This window comes from Stutzerimonas stutzeri (assembly GCF_000590475.1).
Taxonomy (GTDB): Bacteria; Pseudomonadota; Gammaproteobacteria; order Pseudomonadales; family Pseudomonadaceae; genus Stutzerimonas; species Stutzerimonas stutzeri_D.
The window spans coordinates 556,216-577,552 of the sequence record NZ_CP007441.1 but is presented as its reverse complement, the minus strand read 5'-3'; the positions used below and the strand labels follow the sequence as shown (position 1 = coordinate 577,552).

Sequence of the window (21,337 nt, the reverse complement as noted above, 5' to 3'; positions counted from 1 at the left end):
AGCAGCTTGAAGTCTGAAGTTTGAAGCTGGAACCCAAGCAGCACGCGTCCAGCTTCAAGCTACCAGCTCCCGGCTGCCCCGGAGGGGCCTATGAGTTACGTGATCGACCGCCGTCTGAACGGCAAAAACAAGAGCACGGTGAATCGCCAACGATTCCTGCAGCGCTACCGAGGACACATCAAGAAGGCCGTCGAAGAGGCTGTGGGTCGCCGTTCCATCACCGATATGGAGCACGGCGAGCAGATCAGTATTCCCGGCCGTGATATCGACGAACCGATTCTGCACCATGGTCGCGGCGGGAAGCAGACCATCGTGCATCCTGGCAATAAGGATTTCATCGCGGGGGAGCGCATTCCCCGACCTCAGGGTGGCGGTGGGGGCCAGGGCGCCGGCAAGGCCAGTAATAGCGGCGATGGCATGGACGACTTTGTCTTTCAGATCACTCAGGAGGAATTCCTCGACTTCATGTTCGAGGACCTTGAGCTGCCCAACCTGGTCAAGCGCCATCTGGCCGGGACCGACACCTTCAAGACGGTACGCGCCGGCATCAGTAATGAAGGCAACCCATCGCGCATCAATATCATCCGCACCCTTCGTTCGGCCCATGCGCGCCGAATCGCACTGTCGGGCAGCAGCCGCGCCAAGCTGCGTGAGATCAAGGCCGAACTAGCCCGACTGAAGCTTGAGGAGCCCGCCAATTTCACTGACATCCAGGCCGCTGAAGAGGAAATCGAGCGTCTCAGCGCCCGCATTCATCGGGTTCCTTTTCTGGATACCTTCGACCTGAAATACAACCTGCTGGTGAAGCATCCCAACCCCAGCTCCAAGGCTGTGATGTTCTGCCTGATGGACGTGTCCGGCTCCATGACTCAATCCACCAAGGACATCGCCAAGCGCTTTTTCATTCTTCTTTACCTGTTCCTCAAACGGAACTACGACAAGATAGACGTGGTGTTCATCCGCCATCACACCAGCGCCAAAGAGGTCGATGAAGAGGAGTTCTTCTATTCGCGGGAAACCGGCGGGACCATCGTATCCAGTGCGTTGAAAATGATGCAGGAGATCATGGCCGAGCGTTACCCGGCCAATGAATGGAACATCTATGCGGCGCAGGCTTCGGATGGCGATAACTGGAACGACGATTCGCCGATCTGCCGGGACATTCTGATCAACCAGATCATGCCGTTCGTCCAGTATTTCACCTATGTGGAAATCACTCCTCGCGAACATCAGGCGCTGTGGTACGAATACAATCAGGTGGCCGAAGCCTTCGGTGAATCGTTCGCGCAGCAGCAGCTGGTGACCGCGGGAGACATCTATCCGGTGTTCCGCGAGCTCTTCCAGCGGCGCATGGCTAGCTGAGGTAAGCAGCATGAAACGACAGCCCATTTCAACCGGTTCGGAATGGACCTTCGAGCTGATCCGCACCTATGACCGGGAGATCGGGCGTATTGCCGAACGTTACGCGCTGGACACCTACCCCAACCAGATCGAGGTCATCACTGCCGAGCAGATGATGGATGCTTACGCATCGGTGGGCATGCCGCTGGGCTATCACCATTGGTCCTATGGCAAGCACTTCCTCAGCACTGAGAAATCCTATACCCGCGGGCAGATGGGTCTGGCCTATGAGATCGTGATCAATTCCGATCCATGCATCGCCTATCTGATGGAGGAGAACACCATCACCATGCAGGCGCTGGTGATCGCCCACGCCAGCTACGGCCACAACAGCTTCTTCAAGGGCAACTATCTTTTCCGCACCTGGACCGATGCCAGCTCGATCATCGACTATCTGGTGTTCGCCAAGCAGTACATCATGCAATGTGAGGAACGCCACGGCATCGATGCGGTGGAAGACCTGCTGGATTCCTGTCATGCACTGATGAACTACGGTGTTGATCGGTACAAGCGCCCCTACCCCATTTCTGCCGAAGAGGAGCGGCGGCGGCAGAAGGATCGCGAAGAGCACCTGCAGAAGCAGATCAACGATCTGTGGCGAACCATTCCAAAGTTCGGCGAAAAAGAGGATGAACGTCAGCGCGACCAGCGCTTCCCAGCCGAACCGCAGGAAAACATCCTTTATTTCATCGAGAAACATGCGCCGCTGCTCGAACCGTGGCAGCGCGAGATCGTTCGGATCGTGCGCAAGATCGCCCAATATTTCTATCCGCAGCGCCAGACCCAGGTGATGAACGAAGGTTGGGCGACCTTCTGGCACTACACGTTGCTCAACGATCTTTATGACGAAGGGCTGGTGACCGACGGCTTCATGATGGAGTTTCTCCAGTCTCACACCAGCGTGATCTATCAACCCGGTTTCGACAGTCCGTACTACAGCGGTATCAACCCCTATACCCTGGGGTTTGCCATGTATCAAGACATCCGCCGGATCTGTGAACACCCCACCGAAGAAGACAAGCGCTGGTTCCCTGACATAGCGGGCAGCGACTGGCTGACGACGGTGAAGTTCGCGATGAATAACTTCAAGGACGAGAGCTTCATCCTGCAGTTCCTTTCACCCAAGGTCATTCGTGACCTGAAGCTGTTCAGCATCCTCGACGACGATCACAAGGACGAGCTACTGGTCCCGGCCATCCATGACGAGAACGGCTATCACGCCATCCGCGAGCTGCTGGCGGCGCAATACAACCTGGGCAACCGCGAGCCCAACGTGCAAGTCTGGAGCGTCGATCGCCGCGGTGATCGCTCCTTGACCCTGCGTCATCAGCAACACGACCGCAAACCTCTGGGGGGGTCTACTGACGAAGTTCTCAAGCATCTGCACCGGCTTTGGGGATTCGATGTGCATCTGCAATCCATGCAGGATGACAAGCTGGTAACCACGCACCACATGCCGCCAAGGGCCGTCGAACCGGAGTCCGAAGGCAAATTCCCCGGTATGAGTCTGGCGCTGCCACCGATCTGATCGGCTCGGCGCTGCGCCTTTCGTAAGCCCCGCGGCTTGCTGCTGCGGGGCTTTCGTTTATCCTCCGCCGGAACGGAGGAAATACATGCAGATCTACAAAGTCGGCGGAGCAGTACGTGATCGGATGCTGGGGCGGCCCGTCACCGAGGTGGACTGGGTGGTGGTCGGCTCCAGCGCCGAGGAGATGCAGGCCAAGGGCTTCCGTCCGGTGGGTGCCGACTTTCCGGTGTTCCTGCATCCGGCTACCAGCGAGGAATACGCGCTTGCCCGCACCGAACGCAAGAGCGGCCGGGGCTACGGCGGCTTTACCTTCTATGCCAGCCCTGACGTCACCCTCGAAGAAGATCTGGTCCGTCGCGATCTGACCATCAATGCCATGGCCGAGGACGAGCAGGGTCATCTGATCGATCCCTACGACGGCCAGGCCGATCTGGCCGCGCGCCAGCTCAGACACGTGTCCCCGGCCTTTGCTGAAGATCCCTTGCGAGTGCTACGTGTGGCCCGCTTTGCCGCGCGCTATGCCGAACTGAGTTTCAGCGTTGCCGCTGAAACTCTGGCGCTGATGCGCCAGCTCGCCGAATCGGGTGAGCTCCAGGCGCTGACACCGGAACGCAGCTGGAAGGAAATCTCGCGGGCTCTGATGGAACCCCGCCCCGACGTATTCGTGCAGGTGCTGCGCGATTGCGGCGCTCTGAAGGAGCTATTTCCGGAAATCGACCGATTATTCAGCGTGTCGCAACCGCGCCCAGGCAATTCTGAAGCCACCCTCGGTGATCACGTACTCGAGGTGCTGCGGCAGAATGCAATGCACGCACAACCGCTAGCGGTACGCTGGGCCTGCCTGCTGCAGCATTTGGGTGAGACGCCGGCGGATGCCCAGGTTCCGCCGGCTGACAAGGCGGGACTGCCGCTGATCGCAGCGCTCAGCGTTCGATACAAGGTTCCCCGCGATTGTCAGGATTTGGCCATGCTGGTCGGAGAGTTTTGCCCCTGCGCGCATCGGGCGCCGGAGCTGTCCGCCCAGGCACTGTTCGAAATGCTTCAGCACTTCGACATCTATCGCCGTCCGGAGCGCTTCGAGCAGTTCATTGCCGCCTGCGAGATGGATGCGCGTGGCCGCGCCGCCCCCAAGCCCACCGACTACATCCAGGCCGAGTACTTGCGCGGTGCCGCCGAGGCGGCTCGCGGCGTACAGGCGAAAGCGCTTATCGAGCAGGGTTACCAGGCGGCGGAACTGGGCGAGGCGCTCAAACGCGCACGCCTGCTGGCCGTGCAGGCCTATCAGTGGCAGCAGCAGGGCAGCGCCGGCGAAGTCGATCACCCCGGGGATGACGCACCGAGCGACCCGCGCAACGCCTAGCTGACCACTGCCGCCCTCAGGTATCTGCGCGCGGCGTTTCCGCCATCAGTGCGGCCGGCGTCAGCTGCGCGCCCCTCCACTGGAACGGCACCGGCCAGAGCTGCTGCTCGATGTTCGAATCGCGCCACAGCTCGGCGAAGCTCCGCCCCGCTCGCGGATGCATCACATCTGGCACCAGTAGGGCCAATGGCCAGAGCACGAAGGCATTTTTCAGCGTTTCTGGACGCGGCAGTTCCAACCCATTGAAATTGCCAGTCAGGTCGCCATAAATCAATACATCGATGTCCAGCGGCAAGCCCTTGCGATCCGGCGCGTAGCGGCCGTTGTCCGCCTCGATGAACTTGAGTCTGCGGTCCAGCTCAATCAACGGCAGTTCGGCGGTTCCGGACACGACCAGATTGTAGAAATTGTCGCCTTTGTAGCCCACCGCGAGGCTTTCAAAGACGGGCGAACAGCGCATGTCGCCAAGCAGCTGCTCCAGCGCATCGAGACCGGCAGTCAGATTCTGTTCGCGGCGGTTATTGCTGCCGAGCCCCAGCAGTACGCGAGTCAGCGGCATCCGCGTTCGATCTCCACACCCAGCGCCGACGCGCGCGTATTGACGCCCGGTTTGGTAACCCGCAACCGTAGCCAGGGAATGCTGAACTGACTCATCAAACCGGCAGCCAGGCGCTCTGCAAAGGTTTCGACCAGCTCGAAGCGTGAAGACTGCGAAAACCGATCGATGGCGGCGGTCACCTCGGCATAATCCAGCGCCTTGCCCAACTCATCATTTTCCGCAGCGGGACGAATGTCCCACCCCAAAGTCAAATCCAGGCGCAAGCACTGCCGAATGCCGCGCTCCCAATCATAGGCGCCGATCAGCGTATCCACTTCCAGCCCTTCGATGAAAACTGTGTCCATGCAACTTTCTCCCGCGGCACGACAACGCCGGTGTACGCCGTTAGACTCAGGAGCTCCCTGCCCCGGATGGATGCCATGTTTTGGCAATTGACACTGCTCGCCTATCTGATCGGTTCTTTGTCGTTCGCCATTCTACTCAGTCGTCTGACCGGCGCACCTGATCCACGTGCCAGTGGTTCCGGCAATCCCGGCGCGACCAACATGCTGCGGCTCGCTGGCAGACGCCTGGCCATCAGCACGCTGTTCGGCGACCTGCTCAAGGGCCTGTTGCCGGTCCTGCTCGCCGCCGCGCTGGGCCTGTCTATTCAGCAACAGGCCTGGATCGCATTGGCGGCGGTGCTGGGCCATCTCTATCCTTTGTACTTCCGCTTCCGCGGCGGTAAAGGCGTGGCCACGGCTGCGGGCGCCCTGCTCGGCCTGCACCCACCGACGGCTCTGCTAGCCCTGGCCATCTGGCTGGTGGTATTCAAGCTGACCCGTACCAGCTCCATTGCCGCTCTTGCCGCGTTACCGCTATGCCTGCCATTTCTGGCCTGGCAACAGCCTGACGCGCTTTGGCCTATTGCACTACTGGCTGGGCTGGTCGTCTGGCGTCACCGAAACAACTTACGCGACCTTTTCGCGGGCACAGAGCGGCACTTCTAGCTGGCGAGCCAACTCATACCGCTACGAGCGTCTCCATCGGCCAACGCGCCTGAACCGAAATCTCCGGCCCGTCCTGCTGGCCGGCAAGCAAGCGCTGGCAACCGGCGTAAGCGATCATCGCACCATTGTCGGTACAGAAACGGGGCCGCGCATAAAACACCTGCCCCTTCACTTCGCCGAGCATCGCTTCGAGGTTCCGACGCAATGCCAAATTGGCGCTTACGCCACCGGCGATTACCAGATTGTTCAAACCTGTCTGCTTCAGAGCGCGCCGGCATTTTATGGTCAGCGTCTCGACAACGGCCTGCTGAAACGCCAGCGCGATATCGCAGCGGGTCTGCTCGCCGTCGTCGCCAGCGCTACGGCATTGCTGCCAAGTCGTGAGGGTCGACGTCTTGAGGCCGCTGAAACTGAAATCCAGCCCGGGTCGATCGGTCATGGGACGCGGAAAGGTGAATCGACCCGGTGTCCCGCGCTCGGCAAGGGCTGCGATCTCCGGGCCGCCGGGATAACGCAACTCCATCAGCTTCGCCGTCTTGTCGAAAGCTTCGCCCGCGGCATCGTCGACCGACTCGCCCAGCAATTCGTAGCGGCCAATCCCGTCAACCCGAACCAGCTGCGTGTGCCCGCCGGATACCAGTAGCGCGACGAACGGAAACGCCGGCGGCTGCTCTTCGAGCATTGGCGCTAAAAGGTGGCCTTCCATATGATGCACGCCGACCGCCGGCACGCCCCAGGCAAACGCCATCGCCTGAGCACAGGAAGCGCCCACCAGCAACGCACCGACCAGACCAGGACCGGCGGTGTAGGCCACCGCATCGATCTGGCTCGACTCGCGTCCGGCTTCGGCTAGCACCTGGCGGATCAGCGGCAGCATACGCTTGACGTGGTCACGCGAAGCCAGCTCCGGCACCACCCCGCCATAGACGCGATGCAGATCGATCTGGCTGAACAGGGCATCGGCCAGCAAGCCGTGCTCGCTGTCGTACAGCGCGACACCGGTTTCGTCGCATGACGTTTCCAACCCCAGCACCAGCATGGGTATGACCTTCCAGAGAAGCGAATGAAGCCGCCCATATTAATCGCCGGGGCCAGCGACCGACCAGCGCTTTTCGATCAGGGGGCTTTGCATTCCTCTCGGCAAGGCGTTAACATCCGCAACCCTTAAAACCAGCGTGCTCGCGATATTTGCCGAAGCGCGTTGTAACCGGTAAACAAGTGAAGGTACGTCCTGGATGCCCAACGTTAAAGTTAAAGAGAACGAACCATTCGACGTAGCTCTGCGTCGCTTCAAGCGTTCTTGCGAAAAGGCCGGTGTTCTGGCTGAAGTCCGCAGCCGCGAGTTCTACGAGAAGCCCACTGCCGAGCGCAAGCGTAAAGCTGCTGCCGCAGTCAAGCGTCACGCCAAGAAAGTGCAGCGCGAACAGCGCCGCAGCGTTCGCCTGTACTGATCCAGTACAGCTGAAGCTGCATCAAGCCCGGCATATGCCGGGCTTTGCATTGAAATAGACTCCGCTTCGCCAACCGGCGAATGGCCGGAGTTTTTTTCATTCCGGCCTGAACACCGCGAGCGTATTCTTATACCCCTATGGCCGGCTTGATCCCGCAATCATTCATTGATGACCTGCTCAACCGCTCCGACATTGTCGAGGTGGTGAGTTCGCGCATCCAATTGAAAAAGGCGGGCAAGAACTACACCGCTTGCTGCCCGTTCCACAAAGAAAAGACCCCGTCGTTCAGCGTCAGCCCTGACAAGCAGTTCTACTACTGCTTCGGCTGCGGCGCGGGCGGCAACGCGCTCGGCTTCATCATGGACCACGACAGCCTGGAGTTCCCCCAGGCCGTCGAAGAACTGGCCAAGCGCGCCGGCATGGAAGTGCCGCGAGAGGAAAGCGGACCGGGGCGCAAGCCGCGCCAGCCGGTGGATTCGCCGCTCTACCCGCTGCTTGAGTCCGCCGCCGAATACTACCGCCAGGCGCTCAAAGGACACCCGGCCCGCAAGGCTGCAGTGGAATACCTCAAAGGCCGCGGCCTGTCCGGGGTTATCGCCCGGGATTTCGGCCTGGGCTTTGCCCCGCCCGGCTGGGACAACCTGATGAAGCACCTGGGCGGCGACGCCCTGCAGCAGAAAGCGATGATTGATGCGGGCCTGCTGATAGAAAACACCGAAACAGGCAGAAGCTATGATCGCTTTCGCGACCGGGTAATGTTTCCGATCCGCGACAGCCGCGGGCGCGTCATCGCCTTTGGCGGTCGGGTGCTCGGCGACGACAAACCCAAATATCTGAACTCACCGGAAACACCGGTCTTCCACAAAGGCCAAGAGCTGTACGGCCTTTACGAAGCGCGCAAGGCCAACCGCGACCTGGATGAGATCATGGTCGTCGAAGGCTATATGGACGTCATCGCACTGGCTCAACAGGGCCTGCGCAACGCCGTCGCCACCCTTGGCACGGCCACCAGCGACGAACACCTCAAGCGCCTGTTTCGCATCGTACCCAGCGTACTGTTCTGCTTCGACGGCGACGCGGCCGGCCGTAAGGCAGCGTGGCGTGCCCTGGAGTCGGCGCTGCCAAACCTGCAGGATGGCCGTCGCGCACGCTTTTTGTTTCTACCCGAAGGCGAAGACCCGGACACTCTGGTGCGCAGCGAAGGCACCGACGCCTTCATGGCACGCATACAGCAACAAGCTCAACCATTGGCTGAGTACTTCTTCCAACAACTCAGCGAAGAAGCAGATCCGCGCTCACTCGAGGGTAAGGCCCATCTGGCCACGCTTGCAGCGCCGCTCATCGAAAAGATACCCGGCGCCAACCTGCGCGCCCTGATGCGCCAGCGCCTCGGCGAAATCACCGGCCTGCACAGCGAAGCGCTGCAGCAAATGAGCGCCGCCGCGCCGAGCGCACCCTCGGAATACGACGACAGCATTTATTACGACACCGGCCCGGGACACGATGAAAACGACTACTACGTACCGCCGGAGCCGGCCCAGCCAAAGCGCAGCGGCAAGAAAGAATGGAAAAAGGACTGGAAAAAGCCCGGTCAGCGTCCAGACTTTAAAGCAAGCGCACCAAGAACGCCTGCCTCGGTAGAGCCGCCGGCGCTGACTACGCTGCGCACCTTGCTGCATCACCCGGAACTCGCTCAGAAGGTAGAAGATGCTAGCCATTTTGCCGCTGAAGACGACACGTATGCACAATTGCTCGTCGCTCTTCTCGGCACGCTGCAAAAAAATCCCAAGCTGCGCAGCCTGCAATTGATCGCACGCTGGCATGGAACCGACCAAGGGCGCCTTTTACGTGCGCTTGCCGAGAAAGAATGGCTGATCTCTGCCGATAACCTTGAACAACAGTTTTTCGACACCATAACTACCCTGGCCGCCAGGCAACGCGAGCGCAGCCTCGAAACACTGCTCCGCAAGGCTCGCCAGGGAGAACTCAGCGCAGAGGAGAAAGAACAGCTGCGCAACCTGCTAAATCGCAACTCAACACCCGCTATATCGACCTCAACTGGCGCGTGAGGTCCTTGCTCGGCTATAATGGTCAGCTTGTTTTCAACCCGCCAGAACCGTCAGTGGATAGGGTTATATGTCCGGAAAAGCGCAACAGCAGTCCCGTCTCAAAGAATTGATCCAGCGTGGCCGTGAGCAGGGGTACCTGACTTACGCCGAGGTCAATGACCACCTACCGGAGGATATTTCCGATCCGGAGCAGGTGGAAGACATCATTCGCATGATCAACGACATGGGTATCAATGTATTCGAGGTCGCCCCGGATGCCGATGCCCTGTTGCTGGCCGAAGCCGATACCGATGAAGCCGCAGCCGAAGAAGCCGCCGCGGCGCTTGCCGCTGTCGAAACCGACATCGGCCGCACTACAGATCCCGTGCGCATGTATATGCGCGAAATGGGCACCGTCGAACTGCTGACCCGCGAAGGCGAGATAGAAATCGCCAAACGCATCGAGGAAGGCATTCGCGAGGTGATGAGTGCGATCGCCCACTTCCCGGGCACCGTAGATGGCATTCTCGCTGACTACGAGCGCGTCACCACCGAAGGCGGCCGTCTGTCCGATATCCTCAGTGGCTATATCGACCCTGACGACGACGGCGCTGCCGGCCCGCAGCAGGAAGTCGAACCCGCCACTCCGCAGACGGCGGCAAAGCCGGCTGCAGACGACAAGGACGACGACGAAGAGGACGACTCCGACAGCGAGGAAGAAGAAGGCGATGGCGGTCCGGATCCGGAAGTCGCTCGCGTTCGCTTCGGCGCGGTTGCTGAGCAGCTGGAAGCCGCCAAGAAAGCGCTGAAGAAACACGGCCGCGGCAGTCAGCAAGCGACCGACGCGCTGCAGGAGCTGGCCACGCTGTTCATGCCGATCAAGCTCATCCCCAAGCAATACGATGCGCTCGTCGAACGCGTGCGCAGTGCCCTGGGTCAGGTTCGCGCCCAGGAGCGCGCCATCATGCAGATCTGCGTGCGTGACGCGCGCATGCCTCGCGCCGACTTCCTACGTCAGTTCCCGAACAACGAAACTGACCTCGGCTGGGCTGATCAGCTGGCCGGTGGCAAGAGCAAGTACGCCGAAGCCATCGCAGCACGCAAGGAAGACATCCAGCGCTGCCAGGAGAAGCTGCTCGCACTCGAAGAAGAATGTGCACTGCTAATCACGGACATCAAGGACATCAACCGTCGCATGTCCATCGGTGAGGCCAAGGCACGCCGGGCGAAGAAAGAGATGGTCGAGGCCAACCTGCGCCTGGTGATCTCGATTGCCAAGAAGTACACCAACCGCGGTCTGCAATTCCTCGACCTGATCCAGGAAGGCAACATCGGCCTGATGAAGGCGGTGGACAAGTTCGAATACCGTCGCGGTTACAAGTTCTCGACCTACGCCACCTGGTGGATTCGCCAGGCGATCACTCGCTCCATTGCGGACCAGGCGCGGACCATCCGTATCCCGGTGCATATGATCGAGACGATCAACAAGCTCAACCGCATCTCCCGTCAGATGCTGCAGGAGATGGGCCGCGAGCCCACACCTGAAGAGCTTGGCGAGCGCATGGAAATGCCCGAGGACAAGATCCGCAAGGTACTGAAGATCGCCAAAGAGCCGATCTCCATGGAAACCCCGATCGGTGATGACGAAGACTCGCACCTGGGCGACTTCATCGAAGATTCTGCCATGCAATCGCCGATCGACGTGGCGACCGTGGAGAGCCTCAAGGAAGCCACCCGCGAAGTCCTTTCCGGCCTCACTGCCCGTGAAGCCAAGGTACTGCGCATGCGCTTCGGCATCGACATGAACACCGACCACACCCTTGAGGAAGTCGGCAAACAGTTCGATGTCACCCGCGAGCGGATCCGTCAGATAGAAGCCAAGGCGCTACGCAAGCTGCGCCATCCGACGAGAAGCGAGCATTTGCGCTCCTTCCTCGACGAGTAAAACCAGAACCCCCGGCCCGCGCCGGGGGTTTTGCATTCAAGGACAGAGAAAACAATAACGTACGCTCAGCTTCGCTTGGCGCACCAGCAACACCACCGGTATAATCCGCCGGCCTCTGAGGGCCTATAGCTCAGTTGGTTAGAGCAGAGGACTCATAATCCTTTGGTCCACGGTTCGAGTCCGTGTGGGCCCACCAATAAAGTTAAGGATTTAGGCCAGCTTTCGAGCTGGCCTTTTCTTTTCTGGTCCGAAAATATTGTACGGGTACCGCTTTCTTAGCCAGGCATAGGCCACCGTTGGCGGCTATATCAGCTGGCGGCGTACCGTCTGACCAGCTAATACAGAGAGCTTCAGCACCTCCAACCGGAAACCGATCCAGGCAATAGGCCACGCCTGCCAGTTTGTAGCCCCACAGCTACATATAAGCTCAGATTTACCCATTTTGTAGCCCGTGAGCCGCAAATCAAAGCTGACGACACTTGTACTAATGTAGCCCAAGAGCTACATTTTTCGGGATTACATCTATTTCTGATGCCCGAGGGCTACGAGTGACCTCCCTATACGATGTGTCCGAGATGTTGAAACAGGCGCGTGGTGACGCGAAGCTCAGCCAAGAAGCGCTGGCCAGCCGTGCCGGTGTATCGCGCACCACGGTGGCGCGCATGGAAACACTGGCCAAAGGCGACATGAGCGTTTCTGCGCTGGTTCGGCTGCTGGAAGCGGCAGGCTATGACCTGAAGCTGGTTAAGGCCGGACACGAACGCACGGTTGAAGACGTCCTCAACGAGCAGCGGTCAGGGAGCGCTTGAGCATGACCCTCGACGTCCACGTCAGCTCAAGGCTGGTGGCCAAGCTTTATCGGGAGCGTGATGAGTACGTGCTGAAGTATCTTCCAGGCACAGCACCTGAAGACTTTGTCAGCCTGACAATGCCGGTTCGCGAAGGAGCATGGCGATGGCCTCGCGACCTGTTCCCGTTTTTTCGGCAGAACCTGCCCGAGGGGTATTTGCTGGGCGTCATCCGCGAAGAGTTTGGCCCGCTGCTCGATGGTACCGACCTGTCGCTGCTGGGCGTGGTGGGAAGCACCGGCATCGGTAGAGTCTCGGTCACGCCTGAAGGCGTTCAGCCTGGCGTCGAGATGGCACCGTTAGAGATAGAACACCTGCTCAAAGCGGAAAACACCAGCGAAAGGTTCGCCGCACTGGTGCGGCAATACGCTCGGGTAGCCGTCTCGGGGGTCGTCCCAAAGTTCATTGCCACCGACGCAGCCAAATCTCGGGAGCCACTAGGCAAACCGACCCTGCGCACCGGCCTTCACATCATCAAAGGCTCCGACGACACGACCCCTTTTCTAGGCTTCAACGAGTTCTACACCATGCGCGTACTGGCGCGGCTTAATGTCGTGCCAGTAGCTGCCTGTCGCATGTCCGAGGACGGCAAGGTCCTGGTAGTGGATCGCTTCGATGTGGACGAGCAAGGCGTCCCCCGCTGCGGCGTCGAAGACGCCTGTGGGCTACTGGGATTGCCGCCCCATGAAAAGTACGTTCCCACCACCGAGCGGGTGTGGAATGCCACACGGCCCTACATCCCTGCTGAGCGTCTGCAAGCACAACGCGAGCACCTAGGCTGGCAGCTGCTGACCAACTACGTGGTGCGCAATGCTGACTGCCACTCGAAGAACATCGCGCTGTATTACACCTCGCGTGAAGACGTGGCCTTTACTCCGGTCTATGACCTGGTGACCACTCAGGCCTACCCGCGCTTCGCCAGCAACCCGCCTGGTTTGTCCGTAGGCGGAAGACAAACCTGGACACCGGGTCGATCACTGGAAACCTTTTTCAAGGGCGTGCTCAGCATCCCGCCGAGCAAGTACGCTGCAATGGTCGAGCAACTATGCGAATCCGCGGTAGAGGTCGGAAACGAGGTGATCGGAGCATCGAAAAATGAGCCCGCCTGGCGTGATGTGGCCAAACACATGGTGCATGCCTGGAACGAAGGGATGGAAACATTGCGCAGCCCCAAAGCTGCCCCACACTTTCGCGGCTTGGATACCGCTATTGAAAACGCCGGCCTCTCAGGGCCGCGAAAACCGGAGCGCAGCCGAGAGGTGATTGGTCGCTCGGAACTGCTGGCAAAGAAGCGCTGAAGCCATAATGCGGGGCTAATCGGCAAGATCTCCCGCAGTTGTGGGAGAAATGGCACCGTGATCTGCCGCGACTACTCCCCGCTCTGCCAGATGCCTACAGCAGACAGTGACCATCGCCACAATTTAGCGAAGGCGACAAAAGCTGGCCGCACGACACGCGTAGGATTCGCGTACGTAAACAGGGAGCAACACCATGAGCGGAAAACCGGCGGCTCGCCAAACTGATCCCACCTCTTGCCCATTGCCAGGCCATGGCACCAACCCCATAGCAACGGGCTCTCCGAACGTCTACTTCGATAACCTTCCGGCTGCGCGGATGGGCGATACGTCAGCCTGTGGAAGCGCCATTGAGGGGGCCGTATCCACCAGTGTTTTCATCAACGGTCTACCGGCAGCTACTGTCGGTAGCACTGGCGGTCATGGGAACGTCATCATCGGTGGGTCAGCAAGCGTAATTATTGGGGCCACTCCTGTAGCGGCAGCTTTTGCTGCCCCGGCGCCACTAGAGTCGAGAGCTACCACCGCGCCGGCAATCTTGACAGCTGAGAGCCAAGCAAAAAAGGCCATCACCGATACAGCGGCACCGCCGGCTAGCTTTATGTCGCCGTCTTCGTCAGTGAATGATCGACTGGCTACGGCTGAGAAAATCCTGGAAGACTTCGAAAGTACCGAACCCAAGACGCGCGTTTTCAACGATCGAGGCTATCCCATAGGAAGTACAGGTGATCCCTTCGAGAAGCGGCAGATCCTTGAGCAACTTCAGCTGCGAATCGCACGAGCGCATGGGAAAAAAATTGATAGCGGGATACGTCTACCGGCCTATCCAGATCAAGACCGAACCTCGTTGTGTGGTCCCGCAGCGTTCTTCTACGCGTTGTTGATGGACAGGCCTGACCTGTACGCGCGCTCCATCATCGAGCTGTGGGAGACAGGCGAAACGACGATTGGCGAACTTCACATCAAACCCAGCCATGCCTGCCGCAACCCTAAGAACTTCAGCAGATTTGCTCCAGGCGACCGTATCCCCCCGATAGACTGGATCTCTCTTGCAAGCCTACGCGATAGCGAAAACGGACTGTTCAGCTATGACTCGCCTGACGATCAAGTTGCAGGAATCACCTTGCCCAACGCCCTCGAATCTTGGTTCGTAAAAGCCGGAGCGGCAGTGGTATTCGACAATATCCAGCTAAGCAGCATCAGTCTGGATCGTTTAAACGAACTGTTTGGTTTCTTAGCCCCCACTCACCATGTTGTATCGCTAGTCAATGCGGCCATGGTTGATGGTGGCGTTGGCGTTGGAAAAAATCACTGGATCGTGTGGGAAGGTGCCCCTGAAACGTCATCGGGCGTTATCACCACCACGACTCCGGCAGGGCAGCGAATCACTCACTCTAAGTTCTTCTCTTGGGGAATGGTTGGGCATTTGGTAACCCGTGGCGATACGCTCGGCCAGTTGCTCAGCAACAGCTTTGGTGGCTGTGTATTCACCAGAATTCCGTGATGTAAAGGAAATGCAAATGACGCTCAAGTCACTCGCTATCGCTGGACTGATAATCACATTGTCGGGTTGCGAAGCGTTAATGCTTGGCAATGTTCTGGTCTACTGCGCCACCAGGGAAGAGCCCGAGCTAGCGGTAAAAGAGCTACCAATCGCCCAGGTAGGCAGGCCTTACAGCGTTCGCATTGACGTAGCCCACGCTAGCACAGGTGTCAGCAAGCTCCTAGTAGCTCCAGCCAAGCCTCTGCCCGAGGGATTGGAGCTGAGCCATCAAGCAAGGGATAAGCATGGCGTCATTAACGGAACTCCTCTGAAAACCGGCACTTATGACGTGCTGGTTTACGGGAGCACGTTCGGCACCCAATGCGCCGGCCAGGACGTGGAGCAGTTCTACAAGATAAAAGTGACGAACTAGCAGAGCCCATGAATAACCTCCGACGCACCTTTCTCATAGGCCTGGCCGCTCTGCCACTGGTCACCCTGGGACTTTATTCCGCCGTTACCCGAATAGATCCCAATCCCCGGCATGTCGTCGGCGAGCAGCTTGATGAGCTAAACGGCGTAGCCATTTACTACAACGGTGGGGTCAACACGGTGCAAGGTCGTAACCTGACTCAGGACGGATACAACCTTGGCCTTCGCTACCAGTGCGTTGAGTTCGTCAAACGCTACTACTTCGAACGCCACGGCCACCGCATGCCCGATACCTACGGGCATGCCAAAGACTTCTTTGACCGTCGCGTCGGTGATGGCGGCATGAATGCCAAGCGCGGCATGTTGCAGTTCACCAACGGCAGCACTACGCCGCCGCAAGCGGACGATCTGTTGGTGTTCGCCCCATCACTAGTCAACCGCTACGGGCACGTTGCGATCATCGCCGGCGTCGGCAGCGACACACTGGAGATAGCTCAACAAAACCCAGGGCCCTTTGGCCGTTCTAGGGAAAGTCTGGCCCTAGCCCACCGTGACGGTCGCTGGTATCTCGGAAATGACAAGGTGCAAGGTTGGCTCCGGCTGCCTGCTGCGAATGAGCAAAACCCAACGTTCGATCAAAGCGTCGGGTTGATTCACTAACCACGCTGTAGGGTTTGCAGGAGCGATAAATGACAAATTCGTGCCTTCTTATGGGAGGCCTTTCGACAAGGCAGGACCAAATCAGGCTTTGGGCAGCGCTCTCGGACGTATTCGTAGATAACGCCGTCGACTACGCCAGCGTTGCTAGAAACCTTAAAGGCTATGAACGCTCAGCCATCGAGACGGCGTTCTTCGTAGCCGTCGCCCCCGCTTGCTACTCGAACCTGCAGGCGCCCGTTCCTCCCATCTGGACAGCGTTCGACTCCGCCTGGCTTGCTGAAAGGATCGACTGCATCCGTGAAGCCCGAAGGTCGTCTTCCCTCAGGCGTCTGCTCGATAGAGCCTTCATCGCCAATCTTCGCTATCGACTAAAGCCCGAATGGCAGCGCATCGAAATGGCTCTAGATCAACAGAAATAAAGGTTCGTTCAACTACACTCGCTTTCGGTAAGATCCGGCAAGTTGCTGGAATTAATCGAGGCTGAGAAATGGACTTCACTCCCGTCATCACGCAGGTTTGGGGCACCCTGGGTTGGTTTATCCCGCTGTTCCTGCTGATCGGCCTGCTCAAATCGCCTTGGGCCAAGGGTCATATTGGCGAACTCCTGGTGCGGCTGTTTGCCCATTGGCAGCTGGATAAACAGACCTATCGCCGTCTGCACAACGTCACGCTGAACACGCCAGACGGCACCACGCAGATCGACCACGTATTCCTCTCGCCCTACGGCATCTTCGTGCTGGAAACGAAGAACATGAGCGGCTGGATATTTGGCAGCGAGAAACAGCCACAGTGGACGCAGAAGCTCTACAAGCGCACCTTCAAATTCCAGAACCCGCTGCGGCAGAACCACAAACACCTCAAGGCGCTGGAAGCCACCCTTGGCGTTAACCCCGAGCACCTGCACTCGGTCATCACTTTTGTCGGCGGCAGCATCTTCAAAACCGAAGTGCCGACCAACGTGACCCAGGGCATCGGCTTTATCCGCTACATAAAGTCATTCCAGCAGCCGGTATTCAGCGAGGCTGAAGTCGATGCCATGCTGCACGCCCTGCAAACCGGCCGCCGCGCACCGACCCTCGCCACCCACCGCGAGCATGTGCAAAACGTCAAGCAACATAGTGACCCAACAGCCGAGCGACAATGTCCGAAATGCGGCAACGCGTTACTGATTCGTACAGTGAAATCGGGACCGAAGGCAGGACAGCAGTTCTGGGGATGTTCGGAGTTTCCAAAGTGTCGGACGATGCAGAGTCTTTGAAATGCAGAAGGGCTTGAAAATCGTAGCTTGCCCCCAACGACCCTTTTTGGAATGCCCGGCTTTCGCTGACGATTTTGGTATCAGAGCCTCATTTGCTCCAACGCCTCCCCCTCCGCCCAACCGGCTAGAAGCCACCACATAAAGGAGTTTCCGAAATGGACTTCATTACCACCGGAGTCATTGCAAGTACTGTTTACGACCTCCTGAAGAACGGCCTGAAGCTCAGTGCTGGCGCATTGAAGGATCGCCTGGGCCAATGGATCAAAGAAGACGTAGTCGCCGAAGCAGTTGCTGGCGAGCTTTCCAAGCTTGATCTTCACGACGGGCTGAGTGAAAAGGCGATATCCCAGCAACTCGATCAGTCTCAGACAATCTCCACGCTGATTCGCGACATCAACGCGATGGCCGCTCTGGTTGCACCGTCCACTATAACCACCGTCAACCAGACGCACAGCGGCAGCGGCGACAACGTAGGCGGCAACAAAATAGTTAATTGAATAGCGGGGATAAGCGCGAGTGACCTCTCTTGAGCAACACCACAGCGGTGATGGGGACAATATCGGCCGCGACAAGATCATCAATGAGATCAAGTCGCTTGCCCCGGCAGACCTCGTCGCTCCCATGGAGTTGGTGTTTGAAAGTCTTCGGCAAAAGAACAAGACAACTGCCAAGACCCAGATAGTCATGCTCAAGGCGATCGCGCAGCGAGAGCCCGAATCTGCTGCGCTGGTAGAGGTCATTTCTATCTACGGGGGACTCGTCGAAGCTCAAGATCAGGACGCTGCCTGGACGACCATTGCAAGGATCGTTTCACGCGCCATAAATCCTATCATCAGGGACGTTTGCCAGGCCGCTCTGCTGCAACTGTCCTACCGCACCGCACGTGAGGGAGAGGCGAAAGATCTTTATTTGTCTGAGCCCTCACCGGGTGCTTACTCCCAGGAAGCGTATCTGCGTTGTTACGCGAACGGAGAGCAAATACGGACGGCCGTAAAAAGCTTTCCCACGGAGGGCTTACTGACCGGTGCTGTTGAAGGGGCTATTCGGCTGTCCGCAACAAATCTGGCGCTTGAGCTGGCAACACGCCTGAACTCACTCTATGGCACTTACAACGCCAGAGTACTCTTGGCGATAGCTACAGGCGTTGCACTCAATCCAGACCTTGCTGGACACCACTTGTGGCTGAACCGCCCGGAGGTGAAGGAGCGGGTAGACCAGCTCAGAGATATGGCCATTCGACTCCTTGATGAGTCGGGTACCGACGGGCGAATTCATGACCTTAGCTGCTCGATTCTCAACATATATCAATACCAATCCACCGAGTTGCTCGACGCGCTGAAAAAGCATGTTCAGCACTTAGACCCAAATAGATCCGAGGTGATTGCTAGGTGCAAGGCGTTGGCCGGCGACGATACGTGCCTTCCGCAGGCTGAGAGGGAGTTACAAGCAGCGTATGGAGACCCGCAAATGAGGCGGGCATGGTGCCGGCAATTTCTTGAGGCGAGTACGCACCAGCTAGAAGAAGTAGGTCCATTTCTCAATCTGGCCAATCCGTCCGAGCTTGGTGAATGGCTGAGTCGCGAGCGAATATTGACCGGGGCCTCCGAAATGGAAGAGGCCTATATCAGGCTCGTTGCGGATATATTTCGACGTCCGGATCAAGACGATAACCCAGTCCATCGGCGTGAAGTAAGTGAACATGTAGGCCGGTTCACCACCGAGTGGGAGGGTGCACTCCACACCATCGCACCAACCGGCCTCTTCGAAATCGCTGAGAAACTATTCGCCCTCAAGCTGCCACATATGGCGCTCAAACTCACGACGCACGCGATACCTAGCCATGAGCTATGGCCTTCACCCTATGTTTTGACTCACCTCCACTGCTTGCAGGAAGCCGGGCAGAACAAGACCTTTGACGAAGTTATCGCTCGGGTCAAAGGTGCCGATCAATCAGTAGCACTGCTCAGCTTCCAATCGGTGCAAGCTGAACGTGGCGGCGATATCGACGTAGCGATCAAGTTCAGTGAGTCGATGATCGAACTTGCACCTGCGCGACCTTATCCCTGGTACCGGTGCTGCTACCTCCTTGGCCGCTATCGTAGCCTGGAAGAGCAACGGCTATTCCACGAGCGAATTCCGGATTCGGTGTTGCTGAACCCCTCACGCGAAGTGAAGGGCATCCTCTTTTTTTTTGCACTCGCTGGTAGCTTCAAACGAGCAGAATCCCGGTGGGTTAAATGGATGATTGAGGACCCCCGCGGTCATGCGATGGATCTAGTTAATTTCCATTTCGGCCTTAATAACCGGAAAACTGAGCCCATGCAGGTTTCGCCTTCTGTAGAGCGATGCCTGGCGGCTGTCCAGTACACCCATGAGGGTGACACCTTGGTTCGGCTGATTATCGACGATGAACTGGAGGGTAGTGAGTGCACCCTGAAGGCGTCCAGTCAGGTAGGGCAGTTGTTACAGAAGCTGTCGCCGGGCGATAGCGAAAACTTGAACATGGCTACCTACAAGATGGAAGAGCGTCTTCCACCTTATGTGGCCTGTGTTCGGATCGCATTGACGTTGCGTCACGTCCACAACGACGGCAGTGATTGCTTCGTGATGATGCACATGCCGTCTGATCCTGACGAGCTCATTCCCTTCTTAGAAGAAAAAATGGCAAAGGGTGCGGAGAGGCACGAAAACCTGCAGACGATGGAGGCTATTCCGTTGTACCTGCGGGGTCATGCGCTGTATCCATCAGATGCCTTCAAGGCAGCTATGAACTGCTGGACTGACCAACGAGTCCCTAAGTCGCCACTATGCGATATAGGAGACACAGAACCGACTGCAGTAGTGCTTGATGCCTACAGCATCAGTTATCTAGCGGTCACAAATATTGCCGGGTACTTACTAGATACTGGTATTTCGCTCGTCGTCCCTGCGACTACGAAAGAGACACTTGAGGCGTTTCTCACTGAAATCTCTGACGAGCATTTTATGCTCCTGGGCGTTACAGATGGCGGGAGACTTTTCCGAACGACAGCATCGGACTTACGTGAGCGGGATGCTCACGTCCTTGAAAACTTACGCCTGATCCTGGACAACATTACCGTTGTGCGGCCAGCCATGCATGATGAAGAGCTTGATGCATTCACGGTCAAAGATGCCGTCGACGCTTCAGTTTATGACGCGATGCAGCTCTCGATAGCCAACAAGATTCCATGGCTCTGTATGGATGGGACTTTTGGTGCTCTTCACAATGTGAAAGGCTGCGCTAACCTACGCACGATTTCACTGGGCTTACAGCGTTTCCAGGCAACTCATAATCCTTTGGTCCACGGTTCGAGTCCGTGTGGGCCCACCAACTCCAAAGCCGCGCATAGATGAGTCGAATTGAGGAAAACTAAAGCCCCTGACAGCCGCATGAAGTAAATGGCGACTGTGTACAGGGCCTTGGCGAGCACGCCTGTTAGTAAACACAGGCTTGAGCTGTTTTCGCTATGGAGCTGAACGGGCGTTGCCGGGGTTGGCGTCCCGCCCGTTACGGATCGGCGATGCCTGTAACGGCTCAGCATTGCGCTTGAGCTGTTGGCCATTCAGTACGGTGAATGCGCGACGCAGCAAGAACGCCGCGACACAGGCTATTGCCAGGAAAGCGATCAACACCGGTATAGCCTGTTCGTTCATTGCGTCTGTCTCAGTCGAGTGGGTAGCTTTTCGGCCATCGATGGCGAAGTGATACTACAGACTATATGTTCTGATACCAACGCTGCGGATGCACGTTCGCCAAGGTCCAGACGAATGAAGAAACAGGAAATATCGGTTTGCACGCCAACGAATCGGTTCTTTGTTTGTCCTAATTCGCGGGCCACCGATTTAGGGCATAGCTGCGGAGGGCTACATGGACCGGGACTACACCAGGCAATATCACCAGTTGCGCACTCACATTGATCGCATGCTCGGTAGCGGCGCGGTGATTGCGGGCAGGCGGCCGCTTACGATCAGGCGAGGGGATCAGCTTTTCCGGGTCTCGTGCGGAATGTTGATCAGCGAGCTGGCTCTGGCAGATAGCTAGAGCCAACAAGCCGATCG

General features: G+C 58.1%; 19 protein-coding genes, 1 tRNA gene and 1 pseudogene. 17 read left to right on the top strand and 4 right to left on the bottom strand.

Annotated elements, in window-relative coordinates; all coding sequences use genetic code 11:
• Positions 1-90 precede the first annotated feature (90 nt).
• The 3 genes from CH92_RS02705 to CH92_RS02695 all read left to right on the top strand — a co-directional run bounded on the left by CH92_RS02705 (position 91) and on the right by CH92_RS02695 (position 4,289).
• Positions 91-1,362, top strand: coding sequence for a YeaH/YhbH family protein (locus CH92_RS02705; protein WP_025240262.1), 1,272 nt, complete (start codon positions 91-93; stop codon positions 1,360-1,362).
• 10 nt (positions 1,363-1,372) lie between these two features.
• Entirely contained in the window at positions 1,373-2,929 is a 1,557-nt protein-coding gene (locus CH92_RS02700; protein ID WP_025240261.1) for a SpoVR family protein, read from the top strand.
• An 85-nt stretch (positions 2,930-3,014) separates the two neighbouring features.
• Entirely contained in the window at positions 3,015-4,289 is a 1,275-nt protein-coding gene (locus CH92_RS02695; protein ID WP_025240260.1) for a multifunctional CCA addition/repair protein, read from the top strand.
• A 16-nt stretch (positions 4,290-4,305) separates the two neighbouring features.
• Here CH92_RS02695 and folK read toward each other — a convergent pair whose 3' ends face one another.
• A complete protein-coding gene (gene folK / locus CH92_RS02690) occupies positions 4,306-4,848 on the bottom strand; it encodes a 2-amino-4-hydroxy-6-hydroxymethyldihydropteridine diphosphokinase (protein ID WP_025240259.1) in 543 nt (180 codons plus the stop codon).
• Positions 4,839-5,192 (bottom strand): dihydroneopterin aldolase, encoded by a 354-nt coding sequence (gene folB, locus CH92_RS02685; protein WP_025240258.1) that lies wholly within the window; start codon positions 5,190-5,192, stop codon positions 4,839-4,841. The genes folK and folB overlap by 10 nt, the downstream gene beginning before the upstream one ends.
• A gap of 75 nt (positions 5,193-5,267) precedes the next feature.
• Here folB and plsY point away from each other — a divergent pair, with 75 nt between their 5' ends.
• Positions 5,268-5,837 (top strand): glycerol-3-phosphate 1-O-acyltransferase PlsY, encoded by a 570-nt coding sequence (gene plsY / locus CH92_RS02680; protein WP_025240257.1) that lies wholly within the window; start codon positions 5,268-5,270, stop codon positions 5,835-5,837.
• A gap of 13 nt (positions 5,838-5,850) precedes the next feature.
• On the opposite strand, the gene tsaD is transcribed toward plsY, so the two are convergent.
• Positions 5,851-6,876: a tRNA (adenosine(37)-N6)-threonylcarbamoyltransferase complex transferase subunit TsaD gene (gene tsaD, locus CH92_RS02675; protein ID WP_025240256.1), complete on the bottom strand. Its 1,026-nt coding sequence runs from the start codon at positions 6,874-6,876 to the stop codon at positions 5,851-5,853.
• 196 nt (positions 6,877-7,072) lie between these two features.
• Here tsaD and rpsU point away from each other — a divergent pair, with 196 nt between their 5' ends.
• From rpsU to gapS6b, 13 genes and pseudogenes are all read left to right on the top strand, one after another.
• Positions 7,073-7,288, top strand: a complete 216-nt coding sequence (gene rpsU, locus CH92_RS02670) for a 30S ribosomal protein S21 (protein WP_003283508.1) — start codon at positions 7,073-7,075, stop codon at positions 7,286-7,288.
• A 137-nt stretch (positions 7,289-7,425) separates the two neighbouring features.
• Positions 7,426-9,357 (top strand): DNA primase, encoded by a 1,932-nt coding sequence (gene dnaG, locus CH92_RS02665; RefSeq protein ID WP_025240255.1) that lies wholly within the window; start codon positions 7,426-7,428, stop codon positions 9,355-9,357.
• Positions 9,358-9,424: 67 nt separating this feature from the next.
• The gene (gene rpoD / locus CH92_RS02660) at positions 9,425-11,281 is read left to right on the top strand and encodes an RNA polymerase sigma factor RpoD (RefSeq protein WP_025240254.1); all 1,857 of its coding nucleotides are present in this window, start codon (positions 9,425-9,427) and stop codon (positions 11,279-11,281) included.
• A gap of 119 nt (positions 11,282-11,400) precedes the next feature.
• Positions 11,401-11,477, top strand: a tRNA-Ile gene (locus CH92_RS02655).
• Between the two features lie 352 nt (positions 11,478-11,829).
• A complete protein-coding gene (locus CH92_RS02650) occupies positions 11,830-12,090 on the top strand; it encodes a helix-turn-helix transcriptional regulator (protein ID WP_025240253.1) in 261 nt (86 codons plus the stop codon).
• 2 nt (positions 12,091-12,092) lie between these two features.
• On the top strand, positions 12,093-13,427 hold the full coding sequence (locus CH92_RS02645; RefSeq protein ID WP_025240252.1) for a type II toxin-antitoxin system HipA family toxin: 1,335 nt from the start codon (positions 12,093-12,095) through the stop codon (positions 13,425-13,427).
• A 193-nt stretch (positions 13,428-13,620) separates the two neighbouring features.
• A pseudogene (locus CH92_RS22235) lies at positions 13,621-13,932 on the top strand (PAAR domain-containing protein); the annotation flags it as partial.
• Between the two features lie 1,012 nt (positions 13,933-14,944).
• On the top strand, positions 14,945-15,340 hold the full coding sequence (locus tag CH92_RS02630) for a putative Ig domain-containing protein (protein ID WP_025240250.1): 396 nt from the start codon (positions 14,945-14,947) through the stop codon (positions 15,338-15,340).
• An 8-nt stretch (positions 15,341-15,348) separates the two neighbouring features.
• Positions 15,349-15,999, top strand: coding sequence for a CHAP domain-containing protein (locus CH92_RS02625; RefSeq protein WP_051517543.1), 651 nt, complete (start codon positions 15,349-15,351; stop codon positions 15,997-15,999).
• A 29-nt stretch (positions 16,000-16,028) separates the two neighbouring features.
• On the top strand, positions 16,029-16,418 hold the full coding sequence (locus CH92_RS02620) for a DUF7079 family protein (RefSeq protein WP_235206186.1): 390 nt from the start codon (positions 16,029-16,031) through the stop codon (positions 16,416-16,418).
• A gap of 68 nt (positions 16,419-16,486) precedes the next feature.
• Positions 16,487-17,257, top strand: coding sequence for a nuclease-related domain-containing protein (locus CH92_RS02615; RefSeq protein WP_025240248.1), 771 nt, complete (start codon positions 16,487-16,489; stop codon positions 17,255-17,257).
• Positions 17,258-17,412: 155 nt separating this feature from the next.
• Positions 17,413-17,754 (top strand): GapS6a family protein, encoded by a 342-nt coding sequence (gene gapS6a / locus CH92_RS02610; protein WP_025240247.1) that lies wholly within the window; start codon positions 17,413-17,415, stop codon positions 17,752-17,754.
• A 19-nt stretch (positions 17,755-17,773) separates the two neighbouring features.
• Positions 17,774-20,632, top strand: a complete 2,859-nt coding sequence (gene gapS6b, locus CH92_RS02605) for a GapS6b family protein (protein WP_025240246.1) — start codon at positions 17,774-17,776, stop codon at positions 20,630-20,632.
• A gap of 111 nt (positions 20,633-20,743) precedes the next feature.
• On the opposite strand, the gene CH92_RS02600 is transcribed toward gapS6b, so the two are convergent.
• Positions 20,744-20,932: a hypothetical protein gene (locus CH92_RS02600; RefSeq protein WP_025240245.1), complete on the bottom strand. Its 189-nt coding sequence runs from the start codon at positions 20,930-20,932 to the stop codon at positions 20,744-20,746.
• Positions 20,933-21,337 lie beyond the last annotated feature (405 nt).

Bases quoted from the DNA above. Each gene is read 5' to 3' on its own strand.
- CH92_RS02705 (WP_025240262.1), top strand. From the start codon at position 91: ATGAGTTACGTGATCGACCGCCGTCTGAACGGCAAAAACAAGAGCACG.
- CH92_RS02700 (WP_025240261.1), top strand. From the start codon at position 1,373: ATGAAACGACAGCCCATTTCAACCGGTTCGGAATGGACCTTCGAGCTG.
- CH92_RS02695 (WP_025240260.1), top strand. From the start codon at position 3,015: ATGCAGATCTACAAAGTCGGCGGAGCAGTACGTGATCGGATGCTGGGG.
- folK (WP_025240259.1), bottom strand. From the start codon at position 4,848: ATGCCGCTGACTCGCGTACTGCTGGGGCTCGGCAGCAATAACCGCCGC.
- folB (WP_025240258.1), bottom strand. From the start codon at position 5,192: ATGGACACAGTTTTCATCGAAGGGCTGGAAGTGGATACGCTGATCGGC.
- plsY (WP_025240257.1), top strand. From the start codon at position 5,268: ATGTTTTGGCAATTGACACTGCTCGCCTATCTGATCGGTTCTTTGTCG.
- tsaD (WP_025240256.1), bottom strand. From the start codon at position 6,876: ATGCTGGTGCTGGGGTTGGAAACGTCATGCGACGAAACCGGTGTCGCG.
- rpsU (WP_003283508.1), top strand. From the start codon at position 7,073: ATGCCCAACGTTAAAGTTAAAGAGAACGAACCATTCGACGTAGCTCTG.
- dnaG (WP_025240255.1), top strand. From the start codon at position 7,426: ATGGCCGGCTTGATCCCGCAATCATTCATTGATGACCTGCTCAACCGC.
- rpoD (WP_025240254.1), top strand. From the start codon at position 9,425: ATGTCCGGAAAAGCGCAACAGCAGTCCCGTCTCAAAGAATTGATCCAG.
- CH92_RS02645 (WP_025240252.1), top strand. From the start codon at position 12,093: ATGACCCTCGACGTCCACGTCAGCTCAAGGCTGGTGGCCAAGCTTTAT.
- CH92_RS02630 (WP_025240250.1), top strand. From the start codon at position 14,945: ATGACGCTCAAGTCACTCGCTATCGCTGGACTGATAATCACATTGTCG.
- CH92_RS02625 (WP_051517543.1), top strand. From the start codon at position 15,349: ATGAATAACCTCCGACGCACCTTTCTCATAGGCCTGGCCGCTCTGCCA.
- CH92_RS02620 (WP_235206186.1), top strand. From the start codon at position 16,029: ATGACAAATTCGTGCCTTCTTATGGGAGGCCTTTCGACAAGGCAGGAC.
- CH92_RS02615 (WP_025240248.1), top strand. From the start codon at position 16,487: ATGGACTTCACTCCCGTCATCACGCAGGTTTGGGGCACCCTGGGTTGG.
- gapS6a (WP_025240247.1), top strand. From the start codon at position 17,413: ATGGACTTCATTACCACCGGAGTCATTGCAAGTACTGTTTACGACCTC.
- CH92_RS02600 (WP_025240245.1), bottom strand. From the start codon at position 20,932: ATGAACGAACAGGCTATACCGGTGTTGATCGCTTTCCTGGCAATAGCC.